We start from the raw sequence: 23042 nt of genomic DNA on the forward strand, positions 1-23042 counted from the left end.
CGGCATGCACGTGCGGCATCACGTCGGCCTGCAGGGCCTGCAGCAGGGCGTCGCCGCTGCGGTCGAGGACACGGCCGCGGTTGTAGGGGCCGCCCATCGCATCGACCACCGCGCGCAGCGGGCGGCGACGGCGTGCGACGCGTTCGGCCACGGTGCGCGCGGAACCGTCGTCGGCCAACGAGCCGAGCAGCGTTTCCAGCCCCGGCTCATCGGCGAACTGCTCCTGCAGCGCGGAGAGCCGGCCCGGGTCGCGGCCGACCACCAGGACCGGGCTGCCGGCCTCCAGCAGCGCGGCGACGATGCCCTGCCCGACGTTGCCGGTGCCACCAAGCACCAGAACCTCGGGGGCCAGCATCCCACTCATGGGACTTTAACTCCCGTCGCCGGGATAATCCCAATTCGACCCAGTCGGCCGCCGTTGCGGGCAGCAAATCGCAGGCTGCCGCCGCGCTGCAGGTTGGCGGGCGGGGTGAACTCGCGGAATGCCTTGCCGGAGAAGGCCGAAGGGCGCTTCTCCACGGTCAGGGCCAGGTCCAGCGAGGGTGTGCGGCCGGTCAGTACGCGGCCTAGAATGTTCTGCAACCACATGGTTGGCGTCCTCCAAATCGGGAATGGCGCCAGATTAGTCCTCGAACTCCCCCTTGATTAGTCCGGATTAAGGGGAATAATCGTCCCGTACCCGGCACAATCTTTCGGGCACCCTATCCTCCCCGATTCGGATCCTCCTCATGGCCCACGATCTCAACGACACGCTGATCTTCGTCAAGGTGGTCGAGCAAGGCAGCTTCATTGCAGCCGCCAACGCGCTCGGCCTGCCCAAGACCACCGTCAGCCGCAAGGTGCAGGACCTGGAAACCCGCCTGGGTGCGCGGCTGTTGCACCGGACCACGCGCAGGCTGGGCCTGACCGAAGCCGGTTCGGTCTACCACGAGCACTGCCAGCGCATCGCGCGCGAACTGGAAGAGGCCGAAGGCGCAGTGAACCAGCTGCAGTCAGGCCCGCGCGGCTGGCTGCGCTTCACCGTGCCCTATTCCATCGGCATCACCTGGATCGCGCCGCTGCTTGGCCAGTTCCATGCCCAGTACCCGGAAATCCAGCTGGACATGCACCTGGGCAATGAAAAGCTGGACCTGATCGCCGGTGAAGCGGACCTGGCGCTGCGGGTGGGGGCGTTGCCGGACTCCAACCTGGTGGCGCGCAAGCTGGGCAGCCTGCGCACGCAGGTGTTCGCCAGCCCCGCCTACATCGAACGCTATGGCGAGCCGCTGCATCCGGACGAGCTGCAGTTCCACCGCATCCTGGCGATGCGCAAGGCGCGCAACCTCAACAACAACCGCTTCTTCTGGCAGTTGGGCGAGAACGGCGGCGACCTGCGCGATTTCCCGGTCAATCCGCTGCTGGTGGCCAATGACCCGTCGGCGCTCAACGGCGCGCTGGTGTGTGGCGAAGGGCTGCTGCTCACCGGCGACGTGATGGCCAAGCCGTTCATCGAGTCGGGCATGGTGCGCCGCGTGCTGGCCGGCTGGACCGGGCCGGAGGTCGACTTCAACGCGGTGTTCGCCGGCGGCCGGCTGGTATCGCCGAAGGTGCGCGCGTTCGTGGACTTCCTGGTGGAGAAGCTCAACTTCGACGCCAATTACATGCTGGCGCAGTGTCCGGCCGCCAAGCTGGCCAAGCAGCAGCAGAAGGAAGCGGAGGCGGAGCTGGAGGAAACCGGGAAGCGGATCCTGGAGACGGTGACCGCGTGATCGTCGCGGTGGTGCGGCGGGCGGAGATGACAGGTTGAGCCTACAGGTAGCGCCGACAGGTAGAGCCGACTGTTAGTCGGCTGTTAGTCAGCTGCTCTCTGCCGGAAAGGCGGCCGACTAACAGTCGGCGCTACAGAAAATGCCGCCCATTGGGCGGCATTTTTGCGTTGCATCGGCATGGCCGATGCAACGCAGCAATAACAGGCGCTTGCGCCTGTTATTGCTGCAACGGAATCACGCGGATTTCCACGCGGCGGTTCTTGGCGCGGCCGGCGTCGGTGCTGTTGTCGGCAATCGGGTAGGCCTTGCCGGCACCCAGCGTCTCGATGCGCACGCTCTGCACGCCTTGGCCGATCAGGTACTGCGCCACCGAATCGGCGCGCTCCTTCGAAAGCTTGTTGTTGACCGCATCGCTGCCGATGCTGTCGGTGTGGCCGACCACTTCGATCATGGTCTGGTTGTACTCGCCGAGGGTCTTGGCCACACCGTTCAGGGCACCGTAGAACTGCGGCTTCAATGCGGACTTGCCGAAGTCGAAGGTCACGCCGTCCGGCAGGTTCAGCACGATGTTGTCGCCTTGGCGCTGCACGTCGATACCGGTATTGGCGGTGCGCTCGCGCAGTTCACGCTCCTGCTTGTTCTGGTACGCACCCACGCCGGCACCGGCGAGCGCGCCGATACCGGCGCCGACCATCGCATGCTGGCGGCGTTCGGTAGCGCTGTCGCCGGTCAGCAGGCCGGCAGCGACACCGATGGCGGTGCCGATCAGCGCATTGCGGCCGGTGCGGCTCTGCTGCTCGGTCGGGTTGCCGTACTGGTCGCTCTGCACGTACGTACCACCGGTGGCGCAGGCCGACAGGGCGGCAGCGGTCATCAGGGCCAGGGCCACGTTGCGGGGTGCGGATCGGATCATGTGTTTTCTCCTGAAGTGCCGGCGGCCGGCGTGCGAACGGCCAGAAGCATAAACACGCCGACGCGATGCCGGCATGATGAACACGCCCGTATTCGGCATTTCATTCAGGTTTGCGGGGGTTCAACTGGTGTGGCGGTACGCTGCCAATGCGGCTTCCCGGCCTGCGGCCAGGTCCACCAGCGGCACCGCCGGATACCCCGGCGCCAGCTCGGCCAGCAGTGCGGGCGATTGCCACGGCGCGAAGCGGGCCTTGACCGGCAACGGCGCAAGTTCAGGCACCCAGCGGGTGATATAGCGCGCATGCGGATCGAACTTCTGCGACTGCGTGACCGGATTGAAGATGCGGAAATACGGTGCCGCATCCGCCCCGGTCCCAGCCACCCACTGCCAGCCCATCGTATTGTTGGCCAGGTCCGCATCCACCAGCGTGTCCCAGAACCAGCGCGCGCCGTGCAGCCAGTGTTGGCGCATGTGCTTGCACAGGAAGCTGGCCACGATCATGCGCACGCGGTTGTGCATGTAACCGGTGGCCCACAGCTCGCGCAGGCCGGCGTCGACGATGGGCACGCCCGTCCGGCCCTGCTGCCACGCCTGCAGCTGGGCCTCGTTGGGCTTGGCCCAGCTGAAACGTTCGAAGCGCGGGTTGAGGTTGTGCTCCGGCGTCTGCGGGAAATGGTGCAGCAGGTGATACGAAAATTCGCGCCAGCCCAGCTCCCGGATGTAGCCGTCGATGTCGGCATCGCGACCGGCGCTGCGTTCCTGCTCCAGCCGTCGCACGATCTGCCACGGCGAGAGCTCGCCGAAATGCAGGTGCGGCGACAGCAGCGAGGTGCCCACGCGGTCCGGCAGGTCGCGCTGCTGCCGGTAACCGTTCAAGGCACCCTCAACGAACACGGACAGCGCTTCGTGTGCGCCCGCCTCGCCGGGCTGCCAGTGCTCCCAGAACTGCCTGTCCCAGTCCAGCCGCGGTGCCAGCTGCAGCGCGTCCAGCGCGACGCCCTGCACGCCGTGGGCAGGCAGCACGTCGGGCAACCTGGTGGACGCCGGAATGTTCATGCGGGTCAGCGCGTTGCGCCAGAACGGAGTAAACACCTTGTAGGGTCCGCCCTGCAGGGTGGCGATATCCCACGGCTCGAACATCAGGCTGCCGTTACAGCTGCTGGCCTCGATACCCTGCTCGCGCAGTTCGCGTTTGATCCGTGCATCGCGCGGCTGCGTGGCCGGCTCGTACTTGCGGTTCCAGTACACCGCTTCGGCACCGGTGTCGGCGATCAGTGCCTGCAGTTCGGCCAGGCTGTCGCCGCTGCGCAGTACCAGCGCCGAGCCACGCGCGCGCAGGTCCGCATCCAGTGCGGCCAGCGACCGGTGCAGCCAGGCGTTGGAGGCCGCACCCGGTGCCCACGCGCCTTCTTCATGCGGCGCATGGATGTAGACCGGCACAGGGACATGCCCGGCCTCGAGGGCGGCCTGCAATGCCGGGTTGTCCTGAAGCCGCAGATCGCGGCGAAACCAGACCAGAGCTGCCGACACGCATACCGCCTTCGCTTGAAAGAGGCCACATGATAGCCAGCGCAGGTGAAGGCAGTGCACGCAGCCTTCGCGTGGCCGCCATGCGGCCTGCACCGCTCCTGCACGGCGCACCCGACAAGGTGGGCGCATGCCCAGCCGGACCCCGCCACGGCAGCACCCACGTGGCCGTCGGCACCCTCCCCCCATTCCGGAACCACCGCCATGACGCCGATCCTGCCTGCTGTCGCCTATTCCGCCGACGTGGAACACCGCGCCCCCGATGAGGAAGCCACCATCGCCGAGCTGGTGGAGGTGTTCACCCGCATGGCCGGCGTCGTCGCCGAGCATGAAGGCCATGCGCACCGCGCGGTACACGCCAAGGGGCATGCGCTGCTGCGCGGCCGCTTCCAGGTGCTCGATGGGCTGGCGCCGGAACTGCGCCAGGGTCTGTTCGCCAGCCCTGCCGAATTCAATGCGCTGGTGCGCCTGTCCTCACCGCCGGCCGAACAGCTGCCCGACACGGTGTCCACGCCGCGCGCGATGGCGGTGAAGATCCTGGACGTACCCGGCGCGCGCGTGGATGGCGGCGACGAGCAGCACAGCCAGGACTTCCTGATGGTCAACGGACCGGCCTTCAATACGCCGGGCATCAGCGGCTTCCTGCGTTCGGCCAAGCTGCTGGCGGCCACCACCGAGCGCATGCCGCGGACCAAGCAGGTGCTTTCTGCCACGCTGCGCGGTACCGAGGCGGCGCTGGAAGCAGTGGGCGGCCAGAGCGCGTCGCTGAAGGCGCTCGGTGGCGAACCGCAGCACCACCCGCTCGGCGAAACCTTCTTCACCCAGGTGCCGTTCCGCTACGGGCCCTACATGGCCAAGTTCTCGTGGGTGCCGGTGTCACCGGCACTGGTCGCGTTGACCGGGCAGAAGCTGCCCTCGGAAGCCGATACACAGCGTGAGGCGGTGGCCGCGTTCTTCGCCCAACCCGATGCCGTGGCCGAGTGGGAACTGCGCGTGCAGCTCTGCCGCGATCTCGAGCAGATGCCGATCGAGGATGCTTCCGTGGTGTGGCCGGAAAAACTCAGCCCGTTCCAGCCGGTAGGCCGGCTGGTGGTGGGGGCGCAGTCATCATGGAGCGACGACGCCGAGGCCAGCGAAGACCGGCTTGCCTTCGCGCCCTGGCACGCGCTGGCCGCGCATCAGCCGCTGGGCAACATCAACCGCGCGCGCCGGATCGTGATGGCGGCCTCGCGCGACTTCCGTTCCCGCTTCAACCGCTGCCCCATCCACGAACCCTCCGCCAACAACGCGTAGTGCCACGCCCTGCGTGGCAGCCCCAGGCTCCCGACCGCACGGCGCTATGTGGCCCGCACAGCGCCATGCGTACGCGCGGCCACCCGAAGCTCATCCAGCCCCTGCTCCCGCGTGATCGCATCCAGGAAGTGAAGCTCTCGCCGCGCCTTGCGCGTATCCAACGTCACTTCCACCGCCGAGGCAGCGAACTGCTGTCGGGTCAGCGGACCGCGCAACCGCCCGCCACTCACTGCCGCCAGTGCATCGCCCACCGACGCCAGCGCCCACAGCAGCGCGCGCGGCACGGACGTGGCCGGTGCGGCGACGCCCTGGGTCTCCAGCAGCGCGGTGATGAAGGCACGGAATTCGACAGGCTGCTGGTCGGCGACGAAATACACCTCGCCCGCTCGTGCGTAGCGCAGCGCTGCCGAGACCGCCGCGCACAAGGTGGCGATATGGGTGGTGGAGGTTAGGTAGTTGCCACCGGAGATCCAGGCCAACTGTCCGTTGCGCGCCGCCTCGCACAGCTGCGGCAAGGCGGTGGTGTCATCGCGGCCCCAGACGAACCGTGGGCGTAGTACGCTGACCGCAAGATTTTCGGTATTGGCCGCCAACGCGATCCGCTCCGCCTCGGCCTTGCTGCGTGAGTAGCCGCCGATGGCGCGGCGCGGCAGCGGCGCGCGCTCGTCCACGCCCACCAGCGCGCGCCCGCTGGCCAGCACCGACTCGGTGCTGAGCAGGAGCACACGGGCGACACCGGCCCGGCCGGCGGCGTCGATCACCCGGCGCGTGCCATCGACGTTGACACGATGCTGGCGCGCACCACCGCCCACATGGTCGGTATCAGCGGCGGCATGCACGACGGCGTCGCATCCGTGCATGCCCGCGGCCAGGTCACCGCTGAGCAGGTCGGCGCGGTATGCGCGTGCACCGCGCTGCTCGACTGCGCGCGCCGCAGCGTCGCTGCGTGCCAGTGCCACCACGGCGTGGCCCTGGTCGATGAAAGAAGTGATGAGGTTGCGGCCGACATAGCCGCTGCCGCCGGTAAGGAAGATCTGCTGGGAAGAAGACATGGGGGGTCCTGCAGCCACTGACGGGCCGCATTTGATCGGGGAAAGATGAAACAGGAAAAATGGTGGGCGCGTCATGCACCCGACCGGGGATCAGTCCGGCGGTACCTGCTCTACCAGCCACGCGATGTCGCGCAGCAGCTGGTCTCGCTGCTCCTCGGGCCAGCGGTGGTAATCGAGCGCCTCGAGCAGCTTCAGGCCCTCCAGCGCCAGATACGCGAGCATCGCGCCACGTGGCTGCTGCGAGGTGGTCGCAACCGCCTCGATCACCTCGCGCTGGTGTTCCTGGAAAGGCCCGCGCAGGCTCGAATCACCGGCCATGGCGGCGACCAGGCTCAGCGCGACCGGTCGGAACGCATCCGGCAACGGTTGCGCTGCGGCCGCCAGCCGCCCCTTGATGACGGGGCTGTCGTGCGCAGGCACGGCCCGGATGGCGGCCTGGTTATGGGCCGTGTCCCGCTGCAGCGCGCGCGCCAGGACGGCCTGCACCAGTGCACGCTTGCTGCCATGGTCGTACAGCACGCTGGCCTTGCTGATGCCGGCCTCGGCGGCAACGGCCTCCAGGGTCAGGCCGGGAACACCATGGCTGGCGACCACGCGTTCGGCGGCGTCCAGCAGATGGTTCGGGTCGATGGAACGCGGTCGGGCCATGCTCTCGCCATTAATATCCGTCCGGATGGATATTAATTGCCGGCGGACCGCGGGTCAATCCGGTGCAGACGCCGAACCCTGCAGGCTGTGCCGCGCGCTGTGGCCGAAACTGCGCTGGTACTCGCGGCTGAACTGCGACAGGCTCTCATAGCCGACCGCAAGCGCTGCCGCAGTCACGTTGACGGACCGGGTTTCGAGCAGCCGCCGGGCTTCGAGCAGGCGCAGCTGCTTCTGGAACTGCAGCGGCGACATCCCGGTCGCCGCGCGGAAGCGCCGGTAGAACAGCGAGACCGACATATGGCTGGCCGCCGCCAGCGCATCCACCTGCAGCGGCTGGCGGAAATGCCGACGCAGATGCACCACCGCGTCGGCGATGCGCTGCAACGTGCCTTCCGGGCGGGCCATGGCCGCCACATCCGGGCCGGTCGGCCCGGTAAGCAGCCAGTAACCGAGTTCGCGCAGCAGGGTGGGCACCAGCACCCCTCCAGCGGCGTCGATCTGCGCCGCTTCGACAATGCGTGCCACGCAGTCGAGCAACGGCGGAGGCAGGGTATGCACGCTGAGCCCGGCGGCCGCGACGAGGGGTGACGGCGCCGGGTCAAGCCCGGCCAGGACCTGCTGCAGCAGGCTCGTATCCAGCTCGATGGAAACGCCCATGAACGGCCGCGCCCTGCTTGCGGTGAGCACGCGCCCGCTGGCCGGCATCGCGAGCCCGGTCACCAGTCCCTGGCCAGCACGGTAGTCGAGGATGCGTCGCCCGGCCAGGACCTGCTTTGCCCCCTGCACCACGACACCCAAAGCCGGCCGGTACAGCGCATGGCTGGGCAGGCGGGCCCGGGTGGTGGTCGATACGATCAGACCCGGCAGCGGCGAAAGCACCCGATCGCCCTCTCCTGCGGAACGGCTGAGGAGGTTGTCCACCGCACTGTGCAGACGCGTCAGCACGCCGGGCCCGCGCGCAACGGTGCAGGATCAGGCAAATGCCTGCCCGTAACCGGCAAGAGTGCGGCGCGGCACCCCGCGATCATGCCTGCTCGTTCCCCACGTCTGGTTGTCGCATGCACACTGACTCTCCACTTCTCCCCGCCCGCGTGGCCCTGGTCACCGGCGGCAACAAGGGCATTGGCCGCAGCATCGCGCTGCAGTTGGCCATGCGCGGTTGGGATGTGATCTTAACGTACCGCAGCGACCCGGCCGCCGCACGCGACGTGGCCGCGGACATCGCGCGCCACGGCCGAGAGGTGATGACCCTGGGCCTGGACATCACCGACAGAGCGAGCTTCGCGGCAGCGTTGGACGAGGCGCGCGCCTGGCTGCGTTCGCGCGGACAGGGCCAGCAGCTCGACGCGCTCATCCACAATGCGGGCGCGCACGCGCCGGCCCCGTTCGGGGCGATCACCGCCGATGACATCGACCTTCTGCATGCGCTGCATTTCAAGGGCCCGCTGCTGCTCACCCAGGCGCTGTCACCGCTGCTGGCCGACGGAGCCCGCATCGTCACCCTCTCCAGCAGCCTGACCCGCCACACCGCCGCCGGCAGCCTCGTCTATGCCGCCATGAAGGGCGCGCTGGAGGTCATGACCCGCTATCTGGCACTTGAACTCGGACCGCGCGGGATCACCGTCAATGCGGTCGCGCCGGGCCCCACGCAGACCGATTTCTTCGGCGGCGCGGTGCGCGACAACCCCGACGTGCAGCGTTATGTAAGCGACCACACGGCACTGGGGCGCCCGGGCCGTGCGGACGACATCGGGGCGATGGTGGCCGCGCTGGTGGGGCCCGACAACCACTGGGTGACCGCGCAGCGGATCGAGGTGGGCGGCGGGATCCTGCTGTAGAACCGCGCCGCTGGCAGCGCTGTGTCGAAACGCTGGCAAGGATCAATCGCCCTTCGCGCGGCGCTGCTGCGTGTCGAAGCGCTGCATGGACTCCCGGATCACCGCCTTGGCCTCGGCGGCATTGCCCCAGCCGCTGAGTTCCACCGGATTGCGGCCTTCCGGCAGGTCCTTGTAGACACGGAAGAACGCTTCGATGCGCTGGCGCTCGATCAGCGGCAGGTCCTGCAGGTCGCGGATGTTGGCGTAAGTCGGGTCGATCTTGTCGGTGGGCACGCCGATCACCTTCTCGTCGTGCTCGCCCTTGTCGACCATCTTCAGGTAACCGATCGGGCGGAAGCGCACGATCACGCCCGGGTGCAGCGGTTCGCGGGTCAACACCAGCGCGTCGAGCGGGTCGTTGTCGCCGGCCAGGGTGCGCGGCATGGAGCCATAGTTGGCCGGGTATGCCACCGGCATCGACTGGAAGCGGTCGACGTGGACCAGGCCGTCGTCCTTGATCTCGTATTTGGTGAAGCTGCCGGCCGGGATCTCCACCGCGAGGTTGGCTTCCTCGGGCGCTTCCTTCGGTTGCGCGGCGAGGAAGGGATGCAGGACAGCGTTGCTGGCCACGCTGGCACCGGCGAGCAGGAGCAGCGACGTGGCCATTGCGAGCAGCGGAAGGACAGGTTTCATGGCGGATTCCTCATTCCCAGCAACGGTCGGCGCGGCCTTTCAGGGTCTGGCTGCGCGTGCAGTCGCGGGGCGCGATGCGGCCTTCGGTGAGTTCGGTCTTCTGCTTGCGGCCGTCGGCACTGCGGGTGAGTTCGAAGCCGTCGTACAGGCGACCGGTTACGGTCCTTGCTTCGTAGCGCAGGTGGCGTGGATCGATCGTGAGGACCTGGAACAGCTGGGTGTCCTCACCGACCGGTGCCATGGTGGCGCGCGCTTCATCCGACAGGCGGTACTGCTTGGGGCCGGCCACGGTCACGATGTACTGCGGCGTGGCAGCCTGCCCTTCCCCACGGCGCCCGTAGGTGTGGTCGTGCCCCTGCAGCACCAGGTCGACCTGGTGCCGGCGCACCACCGGCAGCAGCACATCGCGCAGCTCGGCATTCTCGCGTCCTTCGCGCGGCGAATAGAACGGCTGGTGCAGCAGCACGATGCTCCACGGGTGCGGGTTGTCGGCCAGTACCTTGTCCAGCCAGGCCGCCTGGGCCTGCGCGGTGCCCAGATCGAGTGCGGAGGTGCCGTCGAGGACCGCGATCCGCACGCCCTGGTAGTCGAACCAATAGGTGCTGGTATCGGCGGCATCGACGCCGTTGCGCGGCAGCGCGAAGGTCACCGGCCAGTGCCGGCCGAGCACACGGCGTTCCTGAGGGGTGTCCTCGAACTCCTCGAAGTACTCGTGGTTGCCGATCGCCGGGGCCACCGCGGTTTCCTGCGGCAGCCAGCCCGCGGCCGCAAACCATTCGCCCCACTCGCTGTCGTCCTGGCCATCGCCGCCGCTCACCAGGTCGCCAGCGAACAGGCTCAGCCGCGCGCCCGGCGCCGCCCTGATGCCCGCGCGCAGCACGCGCGAAACGTGGCTGAGGTTCTTGTTCTGGGTGTCGCCGAAGTACAGCAGGGTCAACGGCTGGTCCGCGCGACCGGCAGTGCGCAGCTGGTTCCACGCGCCCCAGGTGTCCTTGCCCTGCACGCGCCACAGGTACAGGGTGTCCGGCACCAGCCCGGTCACATCGGCACGGTGGTAGTGCGCGCTGCCGAGCTCGGTCTGCAGTGGCGTGGTGACCGCGGTAACGCGGTGCGGCGTGCCGACGTCGGGCGAGTCGCCGGCCACCACCCACTCCAGCGCGGGCGCATTGACCGTGCCGTCGGTGCGCCAGGCGACCGCGAAACCGTGCGCGGCATCCTGCGCCGGCGAAGCCACGATGCGGTCGGGGAAGCCGGTGGCGGCGTAGTGCGAGCTGCCGGCCGGCACCTGGGTATTCGGCTCGGCCTTGGCCTCGGGCCTGGCGGCAGCCGTACCCGTGCCCAGCAGCAGGGCAAGGGCCAGGGCCGGGATACGGAAGTGCACCCGGGTCACGGTGCGCACTCCAGCGGCAACGACAGCTGCCTGGCCACGCTGGCCCAGTCGAAGGCGACCACGCCCTGGTCGTCATGCACGGCATACAGCGCCCCGTGCGGGAAGCGCGGCGAGGCCGCCTGGGTCAGCCAGATACCGTCGGTGTTGGCCACCGTGTTGCCCTGGAACGCGCCGACGTGCTTGAACGTATGCCGGTCGAACAGGTGGAACGCGCTGCGCTGCTTGCCCTGTTCGGTGGTGATCCACCAGCCGTCCTTGCCGCAGGTGCGCAGCATCACGCCTTCGGCCTGCGCCTTGAACGCATCGCGGCCGAAGGTGGTGCCGCTGAACTTCCCTTCCAGCGAGTACACCTTGATTTCGCTGGCATACGTTTCGTCTTCTTCGGCGATCAGCAGGTGGTCGTTGGCCGGGTCGCCCCAGATCGATTCGACCACGCGCAGGGCGCCCTTCTCGCTGGTATCGCCGATGCTCGCGACCAGGCGGGCCTGCGCCTTGCCATCCAGCACCTGCAGTGCGTAACGACGCACGCGCTTGTCCAGTTCCGCCAGCGGCGGCAGCACGTCGTTGCCCTGGGCATCTTCGCCGGCGTCGTAGGAGTCGGTCACGTACACGTCGTAACCGCTCGCCTGCTTGTTGACCCACAACCCGTACGGCTTGCGCAGGTCATCGCCCGCGAACGTCCCCAGCGGGGCGAACGACGGCAGCTGCAGCACCTGCACGCGGTGGTTGTCGCGCTCCACGACCAGCACCAGGTCGTCGACCACGGCGATGCCGTTGGGCCGGTCGAACTGGCCCGGTGCGGTGCCGGTGCTGCCGACATCCCGCAGGTGGGCACCGGTCTGGCCGTCATACACGACCAGCTTGTCGTTGGCTTTGGCGGTGGCTATCAGCCACACCTGCCCCTCCGGCGAGGTCCAGCTGGCCGGCGAGTCGATGTTGTCGGCCGGGGTCATCGGGGTCAGGAACGCTTCGGCCACGGTGGCCACCGAACGCCCGGTGGTCGCGGCCGCCGGGTCTACTGCCGGTGCGTTCGATGCCGCCGGTGGCGGCGTGACGGCCGGCCTGCAACCGGCCAGCGCCGCCAGCGCGAGCAGGGCCAGTACGGGACGTGCGTGCATCACAGGGCCACCTTCAGGCCGAGCGCATAGGTGCGACCGTACTCTTCGTTCTGCAGGGTGCGCGAACGCACGCCCTGGTAAAGCTCCAGCGGCTTGTCGAGCAGGTTCTGCGCTTCCAGGTACACGCTCACGTTGTCGGTGATCTTGTAGTCCAGGCTGAAATCGAGCTGCGTGTTCGGCGCCACGAAGATGTCGTAGGCACCGCTGTCGCCCAACGTATCCAGGTATTCGCTGCGGTACACCGCGGCCAGGCGGGTGCTGAAGCCGGCTTTTTCATAACCCACGTGCGCGCTGTACACATGCTTCGATGCACGCGGCAGGGTGAAGTCGTCATCGGCGCGACCGTCCAGGCCCGGGTCGAAGTCGGTGTCCAGCCAGGTGCCGCTGGCCCCGACCAGCAGGCCGTCCCAACCGGCCGGCAGGAAGCTGAGCTGCTGCTGCCAGTTGAATTCGGCGCCGTACACCCTGGCCTTGTCGCCATTGATCACGCGTGTGACCTCGAAGCCGGGGTATTCGGGATCGCTGTCGCTGACGGTGTTGACGATGTAGCCGTCGATGGTCTTGTGGAACAGGCCGAGCGAGAGGATGCCGGTGCTGCCGATGTAGCGTTCGAAGGACAGGTCCACGTTCTTCGATTCGTACGGATCCAGCTCGGGGTTGCCCAGCCGCACTTCTTCGTCGCCGCGGTTGTAGCCGATGCGCGGAGCGATGTCCCCGAACGAGGGACGCGAGACGGTCTTGTTGGCGGCCGCGCGCAGCACCCAGTCGCTGCCCACGTCGTAACGCAGGTGCAGGCCCGGCAGCACGTTGGTGTAGCTGCGGTCGGCGCTGAGCGGGGTAACGGTATAGCTGCGGCCGTTGGCGGCCACGTCCACCTGGTTGCCGGTGGCCTGGAACTGGGTGTTTTCAACGCGCACGCCGCCGATGACACGCAGGTTGCCGAGGTCCCAGGTGCCCATGGCGTAGCTGGCAAAAATGTCTTCGCTGGCGGTGTAGTCCTCTTCCAGCGAGGTCATCGCATTGGCGCCCACGTCCTGCGGGCGGGCGCTGTACTGGCTGCCGAACTGCGCCCAGTAACGGCGCATCGCGTCCGAACTCATGCCCTGCCCCAGGCTGCCGCCACGGTGCTCGGGTGTGCTCGTGGTCCAGTCGGACAAGGCCACGTCCGGGCCGACCCGCAGTTCGCGCTCGTCGGTATCCACGTCGCGGTCGCGCCAGCGGCCGAGCAGGCCGAACTTGTAGCTGCTGTTGTCGCCGTCGAAGCGGATGTTGACCTGCGCGCTGTGTTCCTTGTCGTCCACGCGCTTGGGCGAGACCACGAAACGATCGAAATCGTAGTTGCCGTTGTCCATCCAGCCGGCATCGCTGAGGGTGTAACGCGGGATCCCGCTGTTCTGGTCCACGGTCGCGGCCAGGTCGTCGCCGTTGTATTCGAAGCGCGCTTCCATCTCATCGTTGACGCGCTCTTCGGTACGGGTGTAGCCGACCTTGTAATCGAGCACGGCATTGGTCAGGCGGTTTTCGCCGCCCAGGCTGGCGGCGAAGGTGTTTTCCTTCTTGGTGCGGTAGCGCATGCGCTTCTGGATCGCGTCGGCCGGCAGGTCGTCGACACGGAACTGGTTGTTGCCCAGCGCGGTGACCTCGCCGTCGCCGAAGTTGAAAATCGTGCGCTGGCGGGTTTCGGCATCGTCGAACTGGCTGTACAGGGTGCGCAGGTAGTACTGGCTGTCTTCGCTGGGGCGCCAGTCGAAGTTAAGGTTGGCACCGATGCGCTTGCGTTCGATCTCGTACTTGCGGTGCTGCAGGCTGGTGGCAAACAGGTCTTCTTCGCTGCCGCCGTCGAATTCGCCGTATTCCACTTCGCTGTTGTCGGACTCGAACCTGCGGTTCTGGTAGTTCACGCCGAGCGCCACGCCGAAGGTTTCGGCGAACACGTCGCTGTAGTTGAAGGCCGCCTTCGGGCTGGTGTGGCCGGACAGGTCCTGGTGGCTGGCTTCGATCTTGCCACGCAGGCTGCGGCCGTCGCGGTCGAAGGCGGAGGCGGACTCGACCAGGATGGCGCCGCCGATCGCATCGCCGGGCATGTCCGGGGTGGGCGACTTGACCACGCGCAGGCGCTCGGTCGAATCGGAGGGAATCACGTCCAGCGGTGCGGCGCGGCTGGCGTCTTCCGGGGTGCCCACGGCGATGCCGTCGATGCTGACGCTGTTGAGGTTGGCATCCAGGCCGCGCACCACCACGAAGCGGCCCTCGCCCTGGTCACGGGTGACGCTGACGCCAGGCAGGCGCTGCAGCGACTCGGCGACGTTCTTGTCCGGGTAGACGCCCATGGCATCGGACGATACCGCGTCCTGGATGGCATCGCTGCTGCGCTTGAGGTCGACCGCGCGGGTCTGCGATTCCAGCTGCGGGCGCACTTCCACCCGGTCCAGCTCGGTGGCTGCGGCAGCGCCGGCGAGCTCCCCGCTCGCGGCGGCCACGGCAGGCGCGGTGGACAGGACCAGCAACGACAGGCTGATGGCCAGCCCCAACGGCGATTTGTTCTGCACGGCATCCCCAACGGTGTAAAGATTGGGTCAGCACGGTATGTCGGGGAGATTGCATGAACGTGACACCGGTGGCGATGAAGACGTCCCGGCGCTGCCTATGGCCGGGTCGGGCGCAGGTGCGGCAAAATGACGTTCTCCCCGTTTTGTTGGCATTCCCATGAAAATCGTCGAAGTTCGCCACCCGCTGGTGCAGCACAAGATCGGCCTGATGCGCGATGCGTCCCTAAGCACGAAGGACTTCCGCGAGCTGGCCAATGAGCTGGGCGGGCTGCTGGCCTACGAGGCCACGGCCGACATGGAAACCGAGGCGCACACGCTGCCCGGCTGGGCCGGTCCGGTGACGGTGCAGCGCATTGCCGGTGCCAAGATCACCGTGGTGCCGATCCTGCGTGCAGGGCTGGGCATGCTCAGCGGGGTGCTGTCGCTGATCCCGGCGGCGCGGGTCAGCGTGGTCGGGCTGCAGCGCGATGAGGAAACGCTGCAACCGGTGCCTTATTTCGAGCGCCTGACCGGCCGCCTGGAAGAGCGCGATGCGCTGATCCTGGATCCGATGCTGGCCACGGGCGGTACGCTGATCGCGACCATCGACATGCTGAAGCGCGCGGGCGCGCGGCGGATCAAGGGCATTTTCCTGGTGGCGGCGCCGGAGGGCATTGCGGCGGTGCAGGCTGCGCATCCGGATGTGGAAATCTTCACCGCGGCGATCGACGCGCGGCTCAACGACAAGGGTTACATCCTGCCGGGGCTGGGCGATGCGGGGGATCGGATTTTCGGGACGCGTGTAGGGGGCTGATCCGCCGCGTCCCGGTCGGGGGATAGCGTGGACACGCATGGCGTGTCCCTACGCCTCCTCCGCCATCGTAGCGACACGCCATGCGTGTCCCACGGAACATCAGGCCAACGCGCGCGCCTTAAGCTCCCCTTGTTCGTGGGCGGTACCGAATCGCCCCTTGTCGTCGCGGGTCACCTGGGCCAGGGCGCACTCGGGGTCGTGGGTAAAGAACAGGTGCACGTTGCGGGCGAGTTTGTCTTCGAGGAAGCTGCGCTTTTCGTCGATCAGCAGTTCGGCGTTGCGGTCGTAGCCCATGGTGATCGGGACGTGCACCCAGGAACGGCCGGGAATGAGGTCGGCGCAGAATACGACGCCGCCGCGCGGCTGTCCGTTGGCCTGCTCGGGGCCGACGATTTCGGCGAGCATCAGGCCGGGGGTGTGGCCGTCGCTGAAACTGAAACGCACGCTCTGGCCGAGGGTGCGCGAGTACGGGGCTTCGACGATTTCCAGCCGGCCGCTGTCCTGCAGCAGCTGCGGCAGTTCGGGGATGAAGCTGGCGCGGTCGCGAGGATGCGGGTTCAGTGCGCGCTGCCAGTGTTCGGCGCCGACCAGGAAGGTGGCGTTGGGGAACAGCAGCTCCGGTCCGCGGCCTTCGCTCCAGGGTGCGAGCAGGCCACCGGCATGGTCGAAATGCAGGTGGCTGAGCACGACCACGTCGATGTCTTCGTGTTCGAAGCCGGCTTCGCGCAGGGATTCGATCAGTACGTGGCGGGATTCCTGCACGCCGTAACGATCGCGGAGCCTGGGTTCGAAGAAGGCACCGATACCGGTTTCGAACAGCACGGTCTTGCCGGCCAGCGGGCTGGCCAGGAGGGCGCGACACGCGAGTTCGATGCGGTTGAGATCGTCGGGCGACGCCCACTTCTCCCACACGGCGCGAGGCGCGTTGCCGAACATCGCACCGCCATCGAGCTTCTGTGAGTTACCGCGGATGGACCATAGTTTCATCCGTAAATTATCCGGCGGCTGGCGTTAATAAATCGCTATGTGGGTTTTTTCAAAGGTAAGGGCAGAGCCAAAGCCAGAGCCAGAGCAACTTCAGCGCCTCATTGCTGCGTGCAGGGACGGACAGATGATCGTGTGCGGTGGGAAGAGCGGGCGGGTAGAGCCCGGCTCTACGGGGAGATCGCGCCGCTGCCTACGGGGTTGCGGGGGTCGCTGCCTACGCTGAGCTGGTTGCTGCGGCGGTTCCATTCGACCGTCTGCAGGTTGCCCCAGACGTGGCTGGAGCCGCGGCCGCCGGCTGCGGTGTTGCCCGGCAGGTCGATCTTGTGGCCCATGGCCTGCAGCTGCTTGATCGTGGCCTCGTCGAAGCTGTTGCTTTCGGCCTCGATCACGTCCGGCAGCCACTGGTGGTGGAAGCGCGGCAGTGCCGCCACCTGCTGTGCGTCCAGGCCGTCGTCGTAGCCCAGTACGCCCAGCAGCACCATGGTGATGATGCGGCTGCCGCCCGGGGTGCCGAGCACCACCACTTTGTCGGCCGATTCCATGAAGGTCGGGGTCATCGAGCTGAGCATGCGCTTGCCCGGCTTGGGCGCGTTGGCCGCATAGCCCATCACGCCGAACGCGTTGGGCGTGCCCGGCTTCAGGGCGAAGTCGTCCATTTCGTTGTTGAGCAGCACACCGGTGCCGGAGGGGATCAGGCCGGAGCCGTACAGCAGGTTCACGGTCTGGGTGGCGCCGACGCGGTTGCCGTCCTGGTCGATGATCGAGAAGTGGGTGGTTTCATCGTCTTCCAGCGGGGTCGGGTTGCCCGACAGCAGATCGCTCGGGGTGGCCTTGTCCGGGTGGACGGTGGCGCGCAGGCCCTGCGCGTAATCGCGGCTGGTCAGCACTTTCTGCGGGATCTGCACGAAATCCGGATCACCCAGGAAGAAGGTGCGGTCGCGGAACGCGCGGCGCATGGCCTCAACCACCAGATGGGTGCGGTGGGCCGGATCCATCGCCTTCAGGTCCCAGCCTTCCAGGATCTGCAGCATCGAGGCCAGCGCGATGCCGCCGGACGATGGCGGCGAGGCGGTGGTCACTTTCCAGTCGCGGTAGTTGAAGGTGATCGGTTCGCGCTGCTTCACGCGGTAGCCGGCCAGCTCCTCCGCGGTCCACTTGCCGCCGGCCTGCTTCACCCCGGCCAGCAGCAGCGAGCCGGTCTGGCCCTTGTAGAAACCGTCGAAACCGCCTGCGGCCAGGCGCTCCAGGGTCTGCGCCAGTTCCGGCTGCTTGAACACATCGCCCTCGGCAATCGGGCGGCCGTTGCGCAGGTACACCTCGCGCGTGCCCGGGAAACGCTCCATCACCTCGCGGCGCGAGGCGTAGCCCTTGGCCATGCGTGCATATACCGGGAAGCCCTCGCGCGCGATCCGGATGGCCGGGGCCAGCGATGCCTGCAGCGGCAGCTTGCCGTGCTTGGCCGACAGCTCCACCAGCGCCGCCGGCAAGCCGGGAATGCCGGCCGACCACGGGCCGTTCACCGACCGGTCGCGGTCCAGCTCGCCCTTCTTGTCCAGGAATGCTTCGGGGGTCGCGGCGGCCGGCGCGGTTTCGCGCGCGTCCAGCATCACGTCCTTGCCGGTGCGCGCATCATGCAGCAGGAAGAAGCCACCGCCGCCCAATCCCGAGCTGATCGGCTCGACCACCGCCAGCGTCGACGACACCGCTACCGCTGCATCGAACGCGTTGCCGCCCTTGGCCAGGATTTCCATGCCCGCCTCGGTGGCCAGGTGATGGCCACTGGCGATCGCCGCGCCCTTGGGGTGGGTGGCCAGCGGTGCCTGGCCGGGCGCGGCGGCCCAGAGCACAGGCGTCCACAGCAGGACGAGCAACAACCAGCGAGGCGACGGCGTTTTCATTCGGGGGCAGACTCCGCATACAGTTCGGGATGATCGCGCTGCAGCCCATGCAACTTGGCCAGCAACGCTTCCTGGGTTTCCGGAATGTCCGGATCGGGATCGATGCATTCCACCGGGCAGACGACCACGCACTGGGGTTCGTCGAAATGCCCCACGCATTCGGTGCAGCGTGCAGGGTCGATCACGTAGATGGTTTCACCCATCGAGATGGCCTGGTTCGGACAGGCGGGCTCGCATACGTCGCAGTTGACGCAGAGCTCATTGATTTTCAGCGACATGGCGTTACTCCACGCCAGTGCCGGCAGAGGGAAACCGGCCTGCGCTGGCGCGCGGGCCGGTCAACGGCGGCGCCCACGCAGGGACGCCGCCCGGGCCGCGCGCAGGGCGCGGCCGCCATGGCACGGCTTACTTGGCTTCGACGAAGATGTACTCGGCGCCGGTCGGCTGGACGATCGACTGCACGCGGGCGTTGTCGGCAGCCTGGCCGATGAACACCACGCGCACACCCTTCATCGAGTCGGCGGACACGTCCTTGAACACGGCCTGGATCATGTCGGCCATCTTGCCCGAGGCCGACGAACCGAAGGCCAGCATGTTGCCCGGCTGCACGCCACGGGCGACGGCGGCGGTGGCGCTTTCGACCTGGCGGTCGTACTTGGCCTGGAACTCCGGATCCGATTCCGGCGCCAGGTAGTACAGGAACGGGCTGTTGGTGATGTTGCCCATGTTCTGCACGGCCTGCGCCTGCAGGTACTTCTTCCAGCCCGCATCGTCGTCCTTGGCCGGGGCAACCAGCGCCTGCTGGGCTTCGGCGACCGGAGCGGCCTCTTCCTTCTTGCAGGCGGTGAAGGCCAGCGCGAACGACGCGATCAACATGGCACGCATGGTGTTGTTCATGGAGTCTCCCTCTTGGTGATTCTAGGTATTGTGTGGATCTTGGGGTTACGACGGGCCCGACTTCGCTTCGCGGACCTTGCGCAGCGCCTCGAGGACCGAGGCCGGTACGAAACCGGACACGTCACCGCCAAGACGGGCGATCTCGCGGACCAGCGAGGACGAAATGAAGCTGTGCTGCTCGGCCGGGGTCAGGAACAGGGTCTCGACCTCCGGGATCAGGTGGCGGTTCATGCTCGCCATCTGGAATTCGTATTCGAAATCGGACACCGCGCGCAGGCCGCGCAGCAGCACCCCGCCCTGCTCGGAGCGCACGAAATGCGCCAGCAGGGTATCGAAACCGCGCACTTCCACGTTGCGGTGGTGGGCCAGCGCATCACGGGCCAGTGAGACGCGCAGCTCCAGCGGCAGCGAAGGCCCCTTGGACGGGCTCTGCGCCACGCCGACCACCAGCTTCTCGAACAACGGCGCGGCCCGGTTCACCAGGTCGATGTGACCGTTGGTGATCGGATCGAAGGTGCCCGGGTATACGGCGATGCGGCGGTTGGCTACGGTCATGCGGAAGCTACGCGTTCTGATCTGGTGAAAGTGTAGCAGCGGCGCGGCGGTACAGGGCAAAGCCGACCTCCCGGGTACCTCCCTCGCGGTGCAGCAGCCAGCCCGGGGGCAGGCGCAGGGTCTGCCCGGCGGGCGATTCCAGGTACAGCCAGGCATCGGCCGCCAGGTGCGGGCCGAGCCCGGCCAGGGCCGCGTCCCACAGGCCATCGCCGAACGGCGGGTCGATGAAGACGATGTCGGCCAGCCCCGAGGGGCGCTGCGCCAGCCAGTGCAGCGCGTCGGCCTGGACCACCTCGACCTGGCCCTGGGCGCCCAGCTTCGCCACCGATTCGCGCAGCTGCCGGGCCAGCGCGGCGTCGCGCTCGACCAGGGTGGCCTGGGCGGCGCCGCGCGATATCGCCTCCAGGCCCAACGCGCCGCTGCCGGCGAACAGGTCCAGCACCCGGGCCCCGCCCAGCCGTGGCATCAGCCAGTTGAACAGGGTCTCGCGGACCCGGTCGCTGCTGGGCCGCAGGCCTGGCGCCAGCGGCACCGGCAATTTCGTGTTGCGCCATTTGCCGCCGATGATGCGGACCTGGCCGGTGGCGGCCGCAGGAGAGGTACGAGGTTTCATCCCCGCATTGTAGAGCCACGCCCTGCGTGGCTGCTTTCCGCGGCTCCTCCAGCCACGCAGGGCGTGGCTCTACGCCTGCGAACCTTGAAAAGGGAACGATCGATCCCTACCCCTTGACCCAGCCGCCGCGCCCATCGCGCCATCGACCTCAAGGAGCATCGCCCCATGACCGAGCAGACCCGAAAAGAAACCCTGGGCTTCCAGACCGAAGTGAAGCAGCTGCTGCAGCTGATGATCCACTCGCTGTACTCCAACAAGGAAATCTTCCTTCGCGAGCTGATCTCCAACGCCGCCGACGCTTCGGACAAGCTGCGCTTCGAAGCGCTGACCCAGCCGGGATTGCTGGAGAACGGCGGTGAACTGCGCATCCAGGTCAGCGTCGACCCGCAGGCGCGCACGGTGACCATCGACGACAACGGCATCGGCATGAGCCGCGACGAGGCCATCGCCCACCTGGGCACCATCGCCAAGTCCGGCACCGGCGATTTCCTGCGCCAGCTTTCCGGCGACCAGAAGAAGGATTCGCAGCTGATCGGCCAGTTCGGCGTCGGCTTCTACAGCGCGTTCATCGTCGCCGACCAGGTCGATGTGTACTCGCGCCGTGCCGGCCTGCCGGCCAGCGAGGGCGTGCACTGGTCCTCGCGCGGCGAAGGCGAGTTCGAGGTGGACACCATCGACAAGCCCGAACGGGGCACCCGCATCGTGCTGCACCTGAAGGACGACCAGCAGGACTTCGCCGATGCCTGGCGCCTGCGCGGCATCATCAAGAAGTACTCCGACCACATCGGCCTGCCGATCCAGATGGCCAAGGAACACCACGGCGACGACGCCCCGGCCGAGGTCGAATGGGAAACGGTGAACCGTGCCAGCGCGCTGTGGACGCGGCCACGCAGCGAGATCAGCGACGCCGAGTACCAGGAGTTCTACAAGCACGCCGCGCACGACCACCAGGATCCGCTGGCCTGGAGCCACAACAAGGTCGAGGGCAAGCTGGAATACACCTCGCTGCTGTACGTGCCGGCCCATGCCCCGTTCGACCTGTACCACCGCGACGCGCCGAAGGGCCTGAAGCTGTACGTGCAGCGCGTGTTCGTGATGGACCAGGCCGAGCAGTTCCTGCCGCTGTACCTGCGCTTCATCAAGGGCGTGGTCGATTCCAACGACCTGTCGCTGAACGTGTCCCGCGAGATCCTGCAGTCCGGTCCGGTGATCGACTCGATGAAGTCGGCGCTGACCAGGCGCTCTCTGGACATGCTGGAGAAGCTGGCCAGCGACAAGCCCGAGGTCTACGCCGGGTTCTGGAAGCAGTTCGGCCAGGTGCTCAAGGAAGGCCCGGCCGAAGACTTCAACAACCGCGAGAAGATCGCCGGCCTGCTGCGCTTCGCCTCGACCCATGACGCCAGCGGCGAGCAGAGCGTGTCGCTGGCCGATTACCTCGGCCGCATGGTCGAAGGCCAGGACAGGATCTACTTCCTGACCGGCGACAGCCACACCCAGGTCAAGGACAGCCCGCACCTGGAGGTGTTCCGCAAGAAGGGCATCGAAGTGCTGCTGCTCACCGACCGCATCGACGAATGGCTGATGGGCTACCTGACCGAGTTCGAGGGCAAGTCGTTCGTCGACGTCGCCCGCGGCGACCTCGACCTGGGCGCGCTGGAAAGCGCCGAGGACAAGCAGGCGCAGGAAGCGGCTGCGAAGGACAAGCAGGGCCTGGTCGACCGGCTCAAGACCGCGCTGGGCGATGACGTGGCCGACGTCCGCGTCTCGCACCGGCTGACCGATTCGCCGGCCATCCTGGCCATCGGCGAGCAGGACCTGGGCCTGCAGATGCGCCAGATCCTGGAAGCCAGTGGCCAGAAGGTGCCGGACAGCAAGCCGGTATTCGAGTTCAATCCCGGCCACCCGTTGATCGGCAAGCTGGACCAGGAAGCCGACGCCGGTCGCTTCGCCGACCTCAGCCGGGTCCTGTTCGACCAGGCCGCGCTGGCGGCCGGCGACACGCTGAAGGATCCGGCGGCGTATGTGCGCCGGTTGAACAAGTTGTTGTTGGAATTGTCGGTGTAACGCGTTACGTGGTTGCCGGCGCCGCTTGGGCCGGCCAACGGCCGGCGCTACGGATTGCTGCGTGCCCACGGGGATCACGGTTAACCAACCTTGGGCTTCGGATGCGTCTGCTTGGGCCGGCCAATGGCCGGCGCTACGGATTGCTGCGTGCCCATGGGGATCGCGGTTAACCAACCTTGGGCTTCGGATGCGTATCGGTAGCGCCGGCCGTTGGCCGGCCCAGGCGGTCCGTCACCGTGCGCCCCGCCCGCCGCTCCACGCGGGCCATACAGGCCCGGGTGGTAGCATATCCCCCTGATTTCAGCGCCGAATCCCATGCTCAGTTTCTTCCGTCGCAAAAAGCCCCAGGACGCCCCGCAGGACGCGCCCAAGACCCAGCACTACACCGCTGAGGAACTGGCCGCCGCGTTCCCGTCCGCCGCCGCCGAGGCCGCACCGGTCGTACCGCCCGCCGCGCCCGCCGCTGAGCCCGCGCCCGTAGAAGCAC

At 67.6% G+C, this 23042-nt stretch carries 21 protein-coding genes and 1 pseudogene; 5 read left to right on the top strand and 17 right to left on the bottom strand.

Going from position 1 to position 23042, the window contains the following annotated elements; translation table 11 throughout:
• Together RWO33_RS11980 and RWO33_RS11985 are read right to left on the bottom strand one after the other, a co-directional pair.
• On the bottom strand, nt 1-364 hold a 364-nt coding region (locus RWO33_RS11980), incomplete at its 3' end, for an NAD(P)-binding domain-containing protein (protein ID WP_314105018.1).
• Nucleotides 361-588 (bottom strand): hypothetical protein, encoded by a 228-nt coding sequence (locus RWO33_RS11985; RefSeq protein ID WP_314105019.1) that lies wholly within the window; start codon nt 586-588, stop codon nt 361-363. The genes RWO33_RS11985 and RWO33_RS11980, both read right to left, overlap by 4 nt.
• A gap of 140 nt (nt 589-728) precedes the next feature.
• Here RWO33_RS11985 and RWO33_RS11990 point away from each other — a divergent pair, with 140 nt between their 5' ends.
• Entirely contained in the window at nt 729-1748 is a 1020-nt protein-coding gene (locus RWO33_RS11990; RefSeq protein ID WP_145477934.1) for a LysR family transcriptional regulator, read from the top strand.
• A gap of 217 nt (nt 1749-1965) precedes the next feature.
• Here the strand turns inward: RWO33_RS11990 and RWO33_RS11995 are convergent, their stop codons facing one another.
• Together RWO33_RS11995 and RWO33_RS12000 are read right to left on the bottom strand one after the other, a co-directional pair.
• Entirely contained in the window at nt 1966-2661 is a 696-nt protein-coding gene (locus tag RWO33_RS11995; RefSeq protein WP_145477935.1) for an OmpA family protein, read from the bottom strand.
• A 120-nt stretch (nt 2662-2781) separates the two neighbouring features.
• Nucleotides 2782-4191 (bottom strand): deoxyribodipyrimidine photo-lyase, encoded by a 1410-nt coding sequence (locus tag RWO33_RS12000; protein ID WP_314105020.1) that lies wholly within the window; start codon nt 4189-4191, stop codon nt 2782-2784.
• 201 nt (nt 4192-4392) lie between these two features.
• Here RWO33_RS12000 and RWO33_RS12005 point away from each other — a divergent pair, with 201 nt between their 5' ends.
• Nucleotides 4393-5481 (top strand): catalase family protein, encoded by a 1089-nt coding sequence (locus RWO33_RS12005; protein WP_314105021.1) that lies wholly within the window; start codon nt 4393-4395, stop codon nt 5479-5481.
• A 44-nt stretch (nt 5482-5525) separates the two neighbouring features.
• On the opposite strand, the gene RWO33_RS12010 is transcribed toward RWO33_RS12005, so the two are convergent.
• The 3 genes from RWO33_RS12010 to RWO33_RS12020 form a co-directional block, all read right to left on the bottom strand.
• Nucleotides 5526-6533 (bottom strand): NAD-dependent epimerase/dehydratase family protein, encoded by a 1008-nt coding sequence (locus RWO33_RS12010; RefSeq protein ID WP_314105023.1) that lies wholly within the window; start codon nt 6531-6533, stop codon nt 5526-5528.
• 90 nt (nt 6534-6623) lie between these two features.
• The gene (locus RWO33_RS12015) at nt 6624-7181 is read right to left on the bottom strand and encodes a TetR/AcrR family transcriptional regulator (protein ID WP_314105025.1); all 558 of its coding nucleotides are present in this window, start codon (nt 7179-7181) and stop codon (nt 6624-6626) included.
• A 54-nt stretch (nt 7182-7235) separates the two neighbouring features.
• Nucleotides 7236-8060 (bottom strand): AraC family transcriptional regulator, encoded by an 825-nt coding sequence (locus RWO33_RS12020; RefSeq protein WP_314105026.1) that lies wholly within the window; start codon nt 8058-8060, stop codon nt 7236-7238.
• A 179-nt stretch (nt 8061-8239) separates the two neighbouring features.
• Here RWO33_RS12020 and RWO33_RS12025 point away from each other — a divergent pair, with 179 nt between their 5' ends.
• The gene (locus RWO33_RS12025; protein WP_314105028.1) at nt 8240-9019 is read left to right on the top strand and encodes an SDR family oxidoreductase; all 780 of its coding nucleotides are present in this window, start codon (nt 8240-8242) and stop codon (nt 9017-9019) included.
• A gap of 42 nt (nt 9020-9061) precedes the next feature.
• Here the strand turns inward: RWO33_RS12025 and RWO33_RS12030 are convergent, their stop codons facing one another.
• Genes RWO33_RS12030 through RWO33_RS12045 form a run of 4 tightly spaced genes read right to left on the bottom strand, consistent with a single transcriptional unit; the run spans nt 9062 to nt 14748 of the window.
• Nucleotides 9062-9691: an inorganic diphosphatase gene (locus RWO33_RS12030; RefSeq protein ID WP_145477942.1), complete on the bottom strand. Its 630-nt coding sequence runs from the start codon at nt 9689-9691 to the stop codon at nt 9062-9064.
• 10 nt (nt 9692-9701) lie between these two features.
• Complete coding sequence (locus RWO33_RS12035; RefSeq protein ID WP_314105036.1) at nt 9702-11051, bottom strand: metallophosphoesterase family protein; 1350 nt, start codon at nt 11049-11051, stop codon at nt 9702-9704.
• Nucleotides 11052-11077: 26 nt separating this feature from the next.
• Nucleotides 11078-12199: a phytase gene (locus RWO33_RS12040; RefSeq protein WP_314105030.1), complete on the bottom strand. Its 1122-nt coding sequence runs from the start codon at nt 12197-12199 to the stop codon at nt 11078-11080.
• A complete protein-coding gene (locus RWO33_RS12045; protein ID WP_314105031.1) occupies nt 12199-14748 on the bottom strand; it encodes a TonB-dependent receptor in 2550 nt (849 codons plus the stop codon). The genes RWO33_RS12040 and RWO33_RS12045 overlap by 1 nt, the downstream gene beginning before the upstream one ends.
• 157 nt (nt 14749-14905) lie before the next feature.
• On the opposite strand from RWO33_RS12045, the gene upp reads away from it, so the two are divergent.
• On the top strand, nt 14906-15541 hold the full coding sequence (gene upp / locus RWO33_RS12050; protein WP_314105032.1) for a uracil phosphoribosyltransferase: 636 nt from the start codon (nt 14906-14908) through the stop codon (nt 15539-15541).
• Nucleotides 15542-15640: 99 nt separating this feature from the next.
• On the opposite strand, the gene RWO33_RS12055 is transcribed toward upp, so the two are convergent.
• From RWO33_RS12055 to rsmD, 6 genes and pseudogenes are all read right to left on the bottom strand, one after another.
• Entirely contained in the window at nt 15641-16528 is an 888-nt protein-coding gene (locus tag RWO33_RS12055; protein WP_314105033.1) for an MBL fold metallo-hydrolase, read from the bottom strand.
• A 167-nt stretch (nt 16529-16695) separates the two neighbouring features.
• A pseudogene (gene ggt, locus RWO33_RS12060) lies at nt 16696-18342 on the bottom strand (gamma-glutamyltransferase); the annotation flags it as partial.
• Nucleotides 18343-18422: 80 nt separating this feature from the next.
• Nucleotides 18423-18704 carry a YfhL family 4Fe-4S dicluster ferredoxin gene (locus tag RWO33_RS12065; protein ID WP_145477948.1) on the bottom strand — a complete coding sequence of 94 codons (282 nt, stop codon included), beginning with the start codon at nt 18702-18704 and terminating at the stop codon, nt 18423-18425.
• A 127-nt stretch (nt 18705-18831) separates the two neighbouring features.
• Nucleotides 18832-19323 carry a hypothetical protein gene (locus RWO33_RS12070; protein ID WP_145477949.1) on the bottom strand — a complete coding sequence of 164 codons (492 nt, stop codon included), beginning with the start codon at nt 19321-19323 and terminating at the stop codon, nt 18832-18834.
• A 45-nt stretch (nt 19324-19368) separates the two neighbouring features.
• Nucleotides 19369-19878, bottom strand: a complete 510-nt coding sequence (gene coaD / locus RWO33_RS12075) for a pantetheine-phosphate adenylyltransferase (RefSeq protein WP_070209086.1) — start codon at nt 19876-19878, stop codon at nt 19369-19371.
• Nucleotides 19879-19885: 7 nt separating this feature from the next.
• Nucleotides 19886-20491, bottom strand: coding sequence for a 16S rRNA (guanine(966)-N(2))-methyltransferase RsmD (rsmD, locus tag RWO33_RS12080; RefSeq protein WP_314105034.1), 606 nt, complete (start codon nt 20489-20491; stop codon nt 19886-19888).
• A gap of 165 nt (nt 20492-20656) precedes the next feature.
• Between rsmD and htpG the strand changes: the two genes are divergently transcribed.
• Entirely contained in the window at nt 20657-22555 is a 1899-nt protein-coding gene (gene htpG / locus RWO33_RS12085) for a molecular chaperone HtpG (RefSeq protein ID WP_314105035.1), read from the top strand.
• The last annotated feature ends 487 nt before the right edge of the window (nt 22556-23042 follow it).

This window comes from uncultured Stenotrophomonas sp. (genome assembly GCF_963519925.1).
Taxonomy (GTDB): Bacteria; Pseudomonadota; Gammaproteobacteria; order Xanthomonadales; family Xanthomonadaceae; genus Stenotrophomonas; species Stenotrophomonas maltophilia_AE.

Coding starts and splice junctions, on each gene's coding strand:
- RWO33_RS12070 (WP_145477949.1), bottom strand. CDS start 19,323: ATGAACAACACCATGCGTGCCATGTTGATCGCGTCGTTCGCGCTGGCC.
- RWO33_RS11995 (WP_145477935.1), bottom strand. CDS start 2,661: ATGATCCGATCCGCACCCCGCAACGTGGCCCTGGCCCTGATGACCGCT.
- rsmD (WP_314105034.1), bottom strand. CDS start 20,491: ATGAAACCTCGTACCTCTCCTGCGGCCGCCACCGGCCAGGTCCGCATC.
- RWO33_RS12065 (WP_145477948.1), bottom strand. CDS start 18,704: ATGTCGCTGAAAATCAATGAGCTCTGCGTCAACTGCGACGTATGCGAG.
- upp (WP_314105032.1), top strand. CDS start 14,906: ATGAAAATCGTCGAAGTTCGCCACCCGCTGGTGCAGCACAAGATCGGC.
- RWO33_RS12025 (WP_314105028.1), top strand. CDS start 8,240: ATGCACACTGACTCTCCACTTCTCCCCGCCCGCGTGGCCCTGGTCACC.
- RWO33_RS12005 (WP_314105021.1), top strand. CDS start 4,393: ATGACGCCGATCCTGCCTGCTGTCGCCTATTCCGCCGACGTGGAACAC.
- RWO33_RS12015 (WP_314105025.1), bottom strand. CDS start 7,181: ATGGCCCGACCGCGTTCCATCGACCCGAACCATCTGCTGGACGCCGCC.
- htpG (WP_314105035.1), top strand. CDS start 20,657: ATGACCGAGCAGACCCGAAAAGAAACCCTGGGCTTCCAGACCGAAGTG.
- RWO33_RS12030 (WP_145477942.1), bottom strand. CDS start 9,691: ATGAAACCTGTCCTTCCGCTGCTCGCAATGGCCACGTCGCTGCTCCTG.
- coaD (WP_070209086.1), bottom strand. CDS start 19,878: ATGACCGTAGCCAACCGCCGCATCGCCGTATACCCGGGCACCTTCGAT.
- RWO33_RS12040 (WP_314105030.1), bottom strand. CDS start 12,199: ATGCACGCACGTCCCGTACTGGCCCTGCTCGCGCTGGCGGCGCTGGCC.
- RWO33_RS11990 (WP_145477934.1), top strand. CDS start 729: ATGGCCCACGATCTCAACGACACGCTGATCTTCGTCAAGGTGGTCGAG.
- RWO33_RS11985 (WP_314105019.1), bottom strand. CDS start 588: ATGTGGTTGCAGAACATTCTAGGCCGCGTACTGACCGGCCGCACACCC.
- RWO33_RS12010 (WP_314105023.1), bottom strand. CDS start 6,533: ATGTCTTCTTCCCAGCAGATCTTCCTTACCGGCGGCAGCGGCTATGTC.
- RWO33_RS12055 (WP_314105033.1), bottom strand. CDS start 16,528: ATGAAACTATGGTCCATCCGCGGTAACTCACAGAAGCTCGATGGCGGT.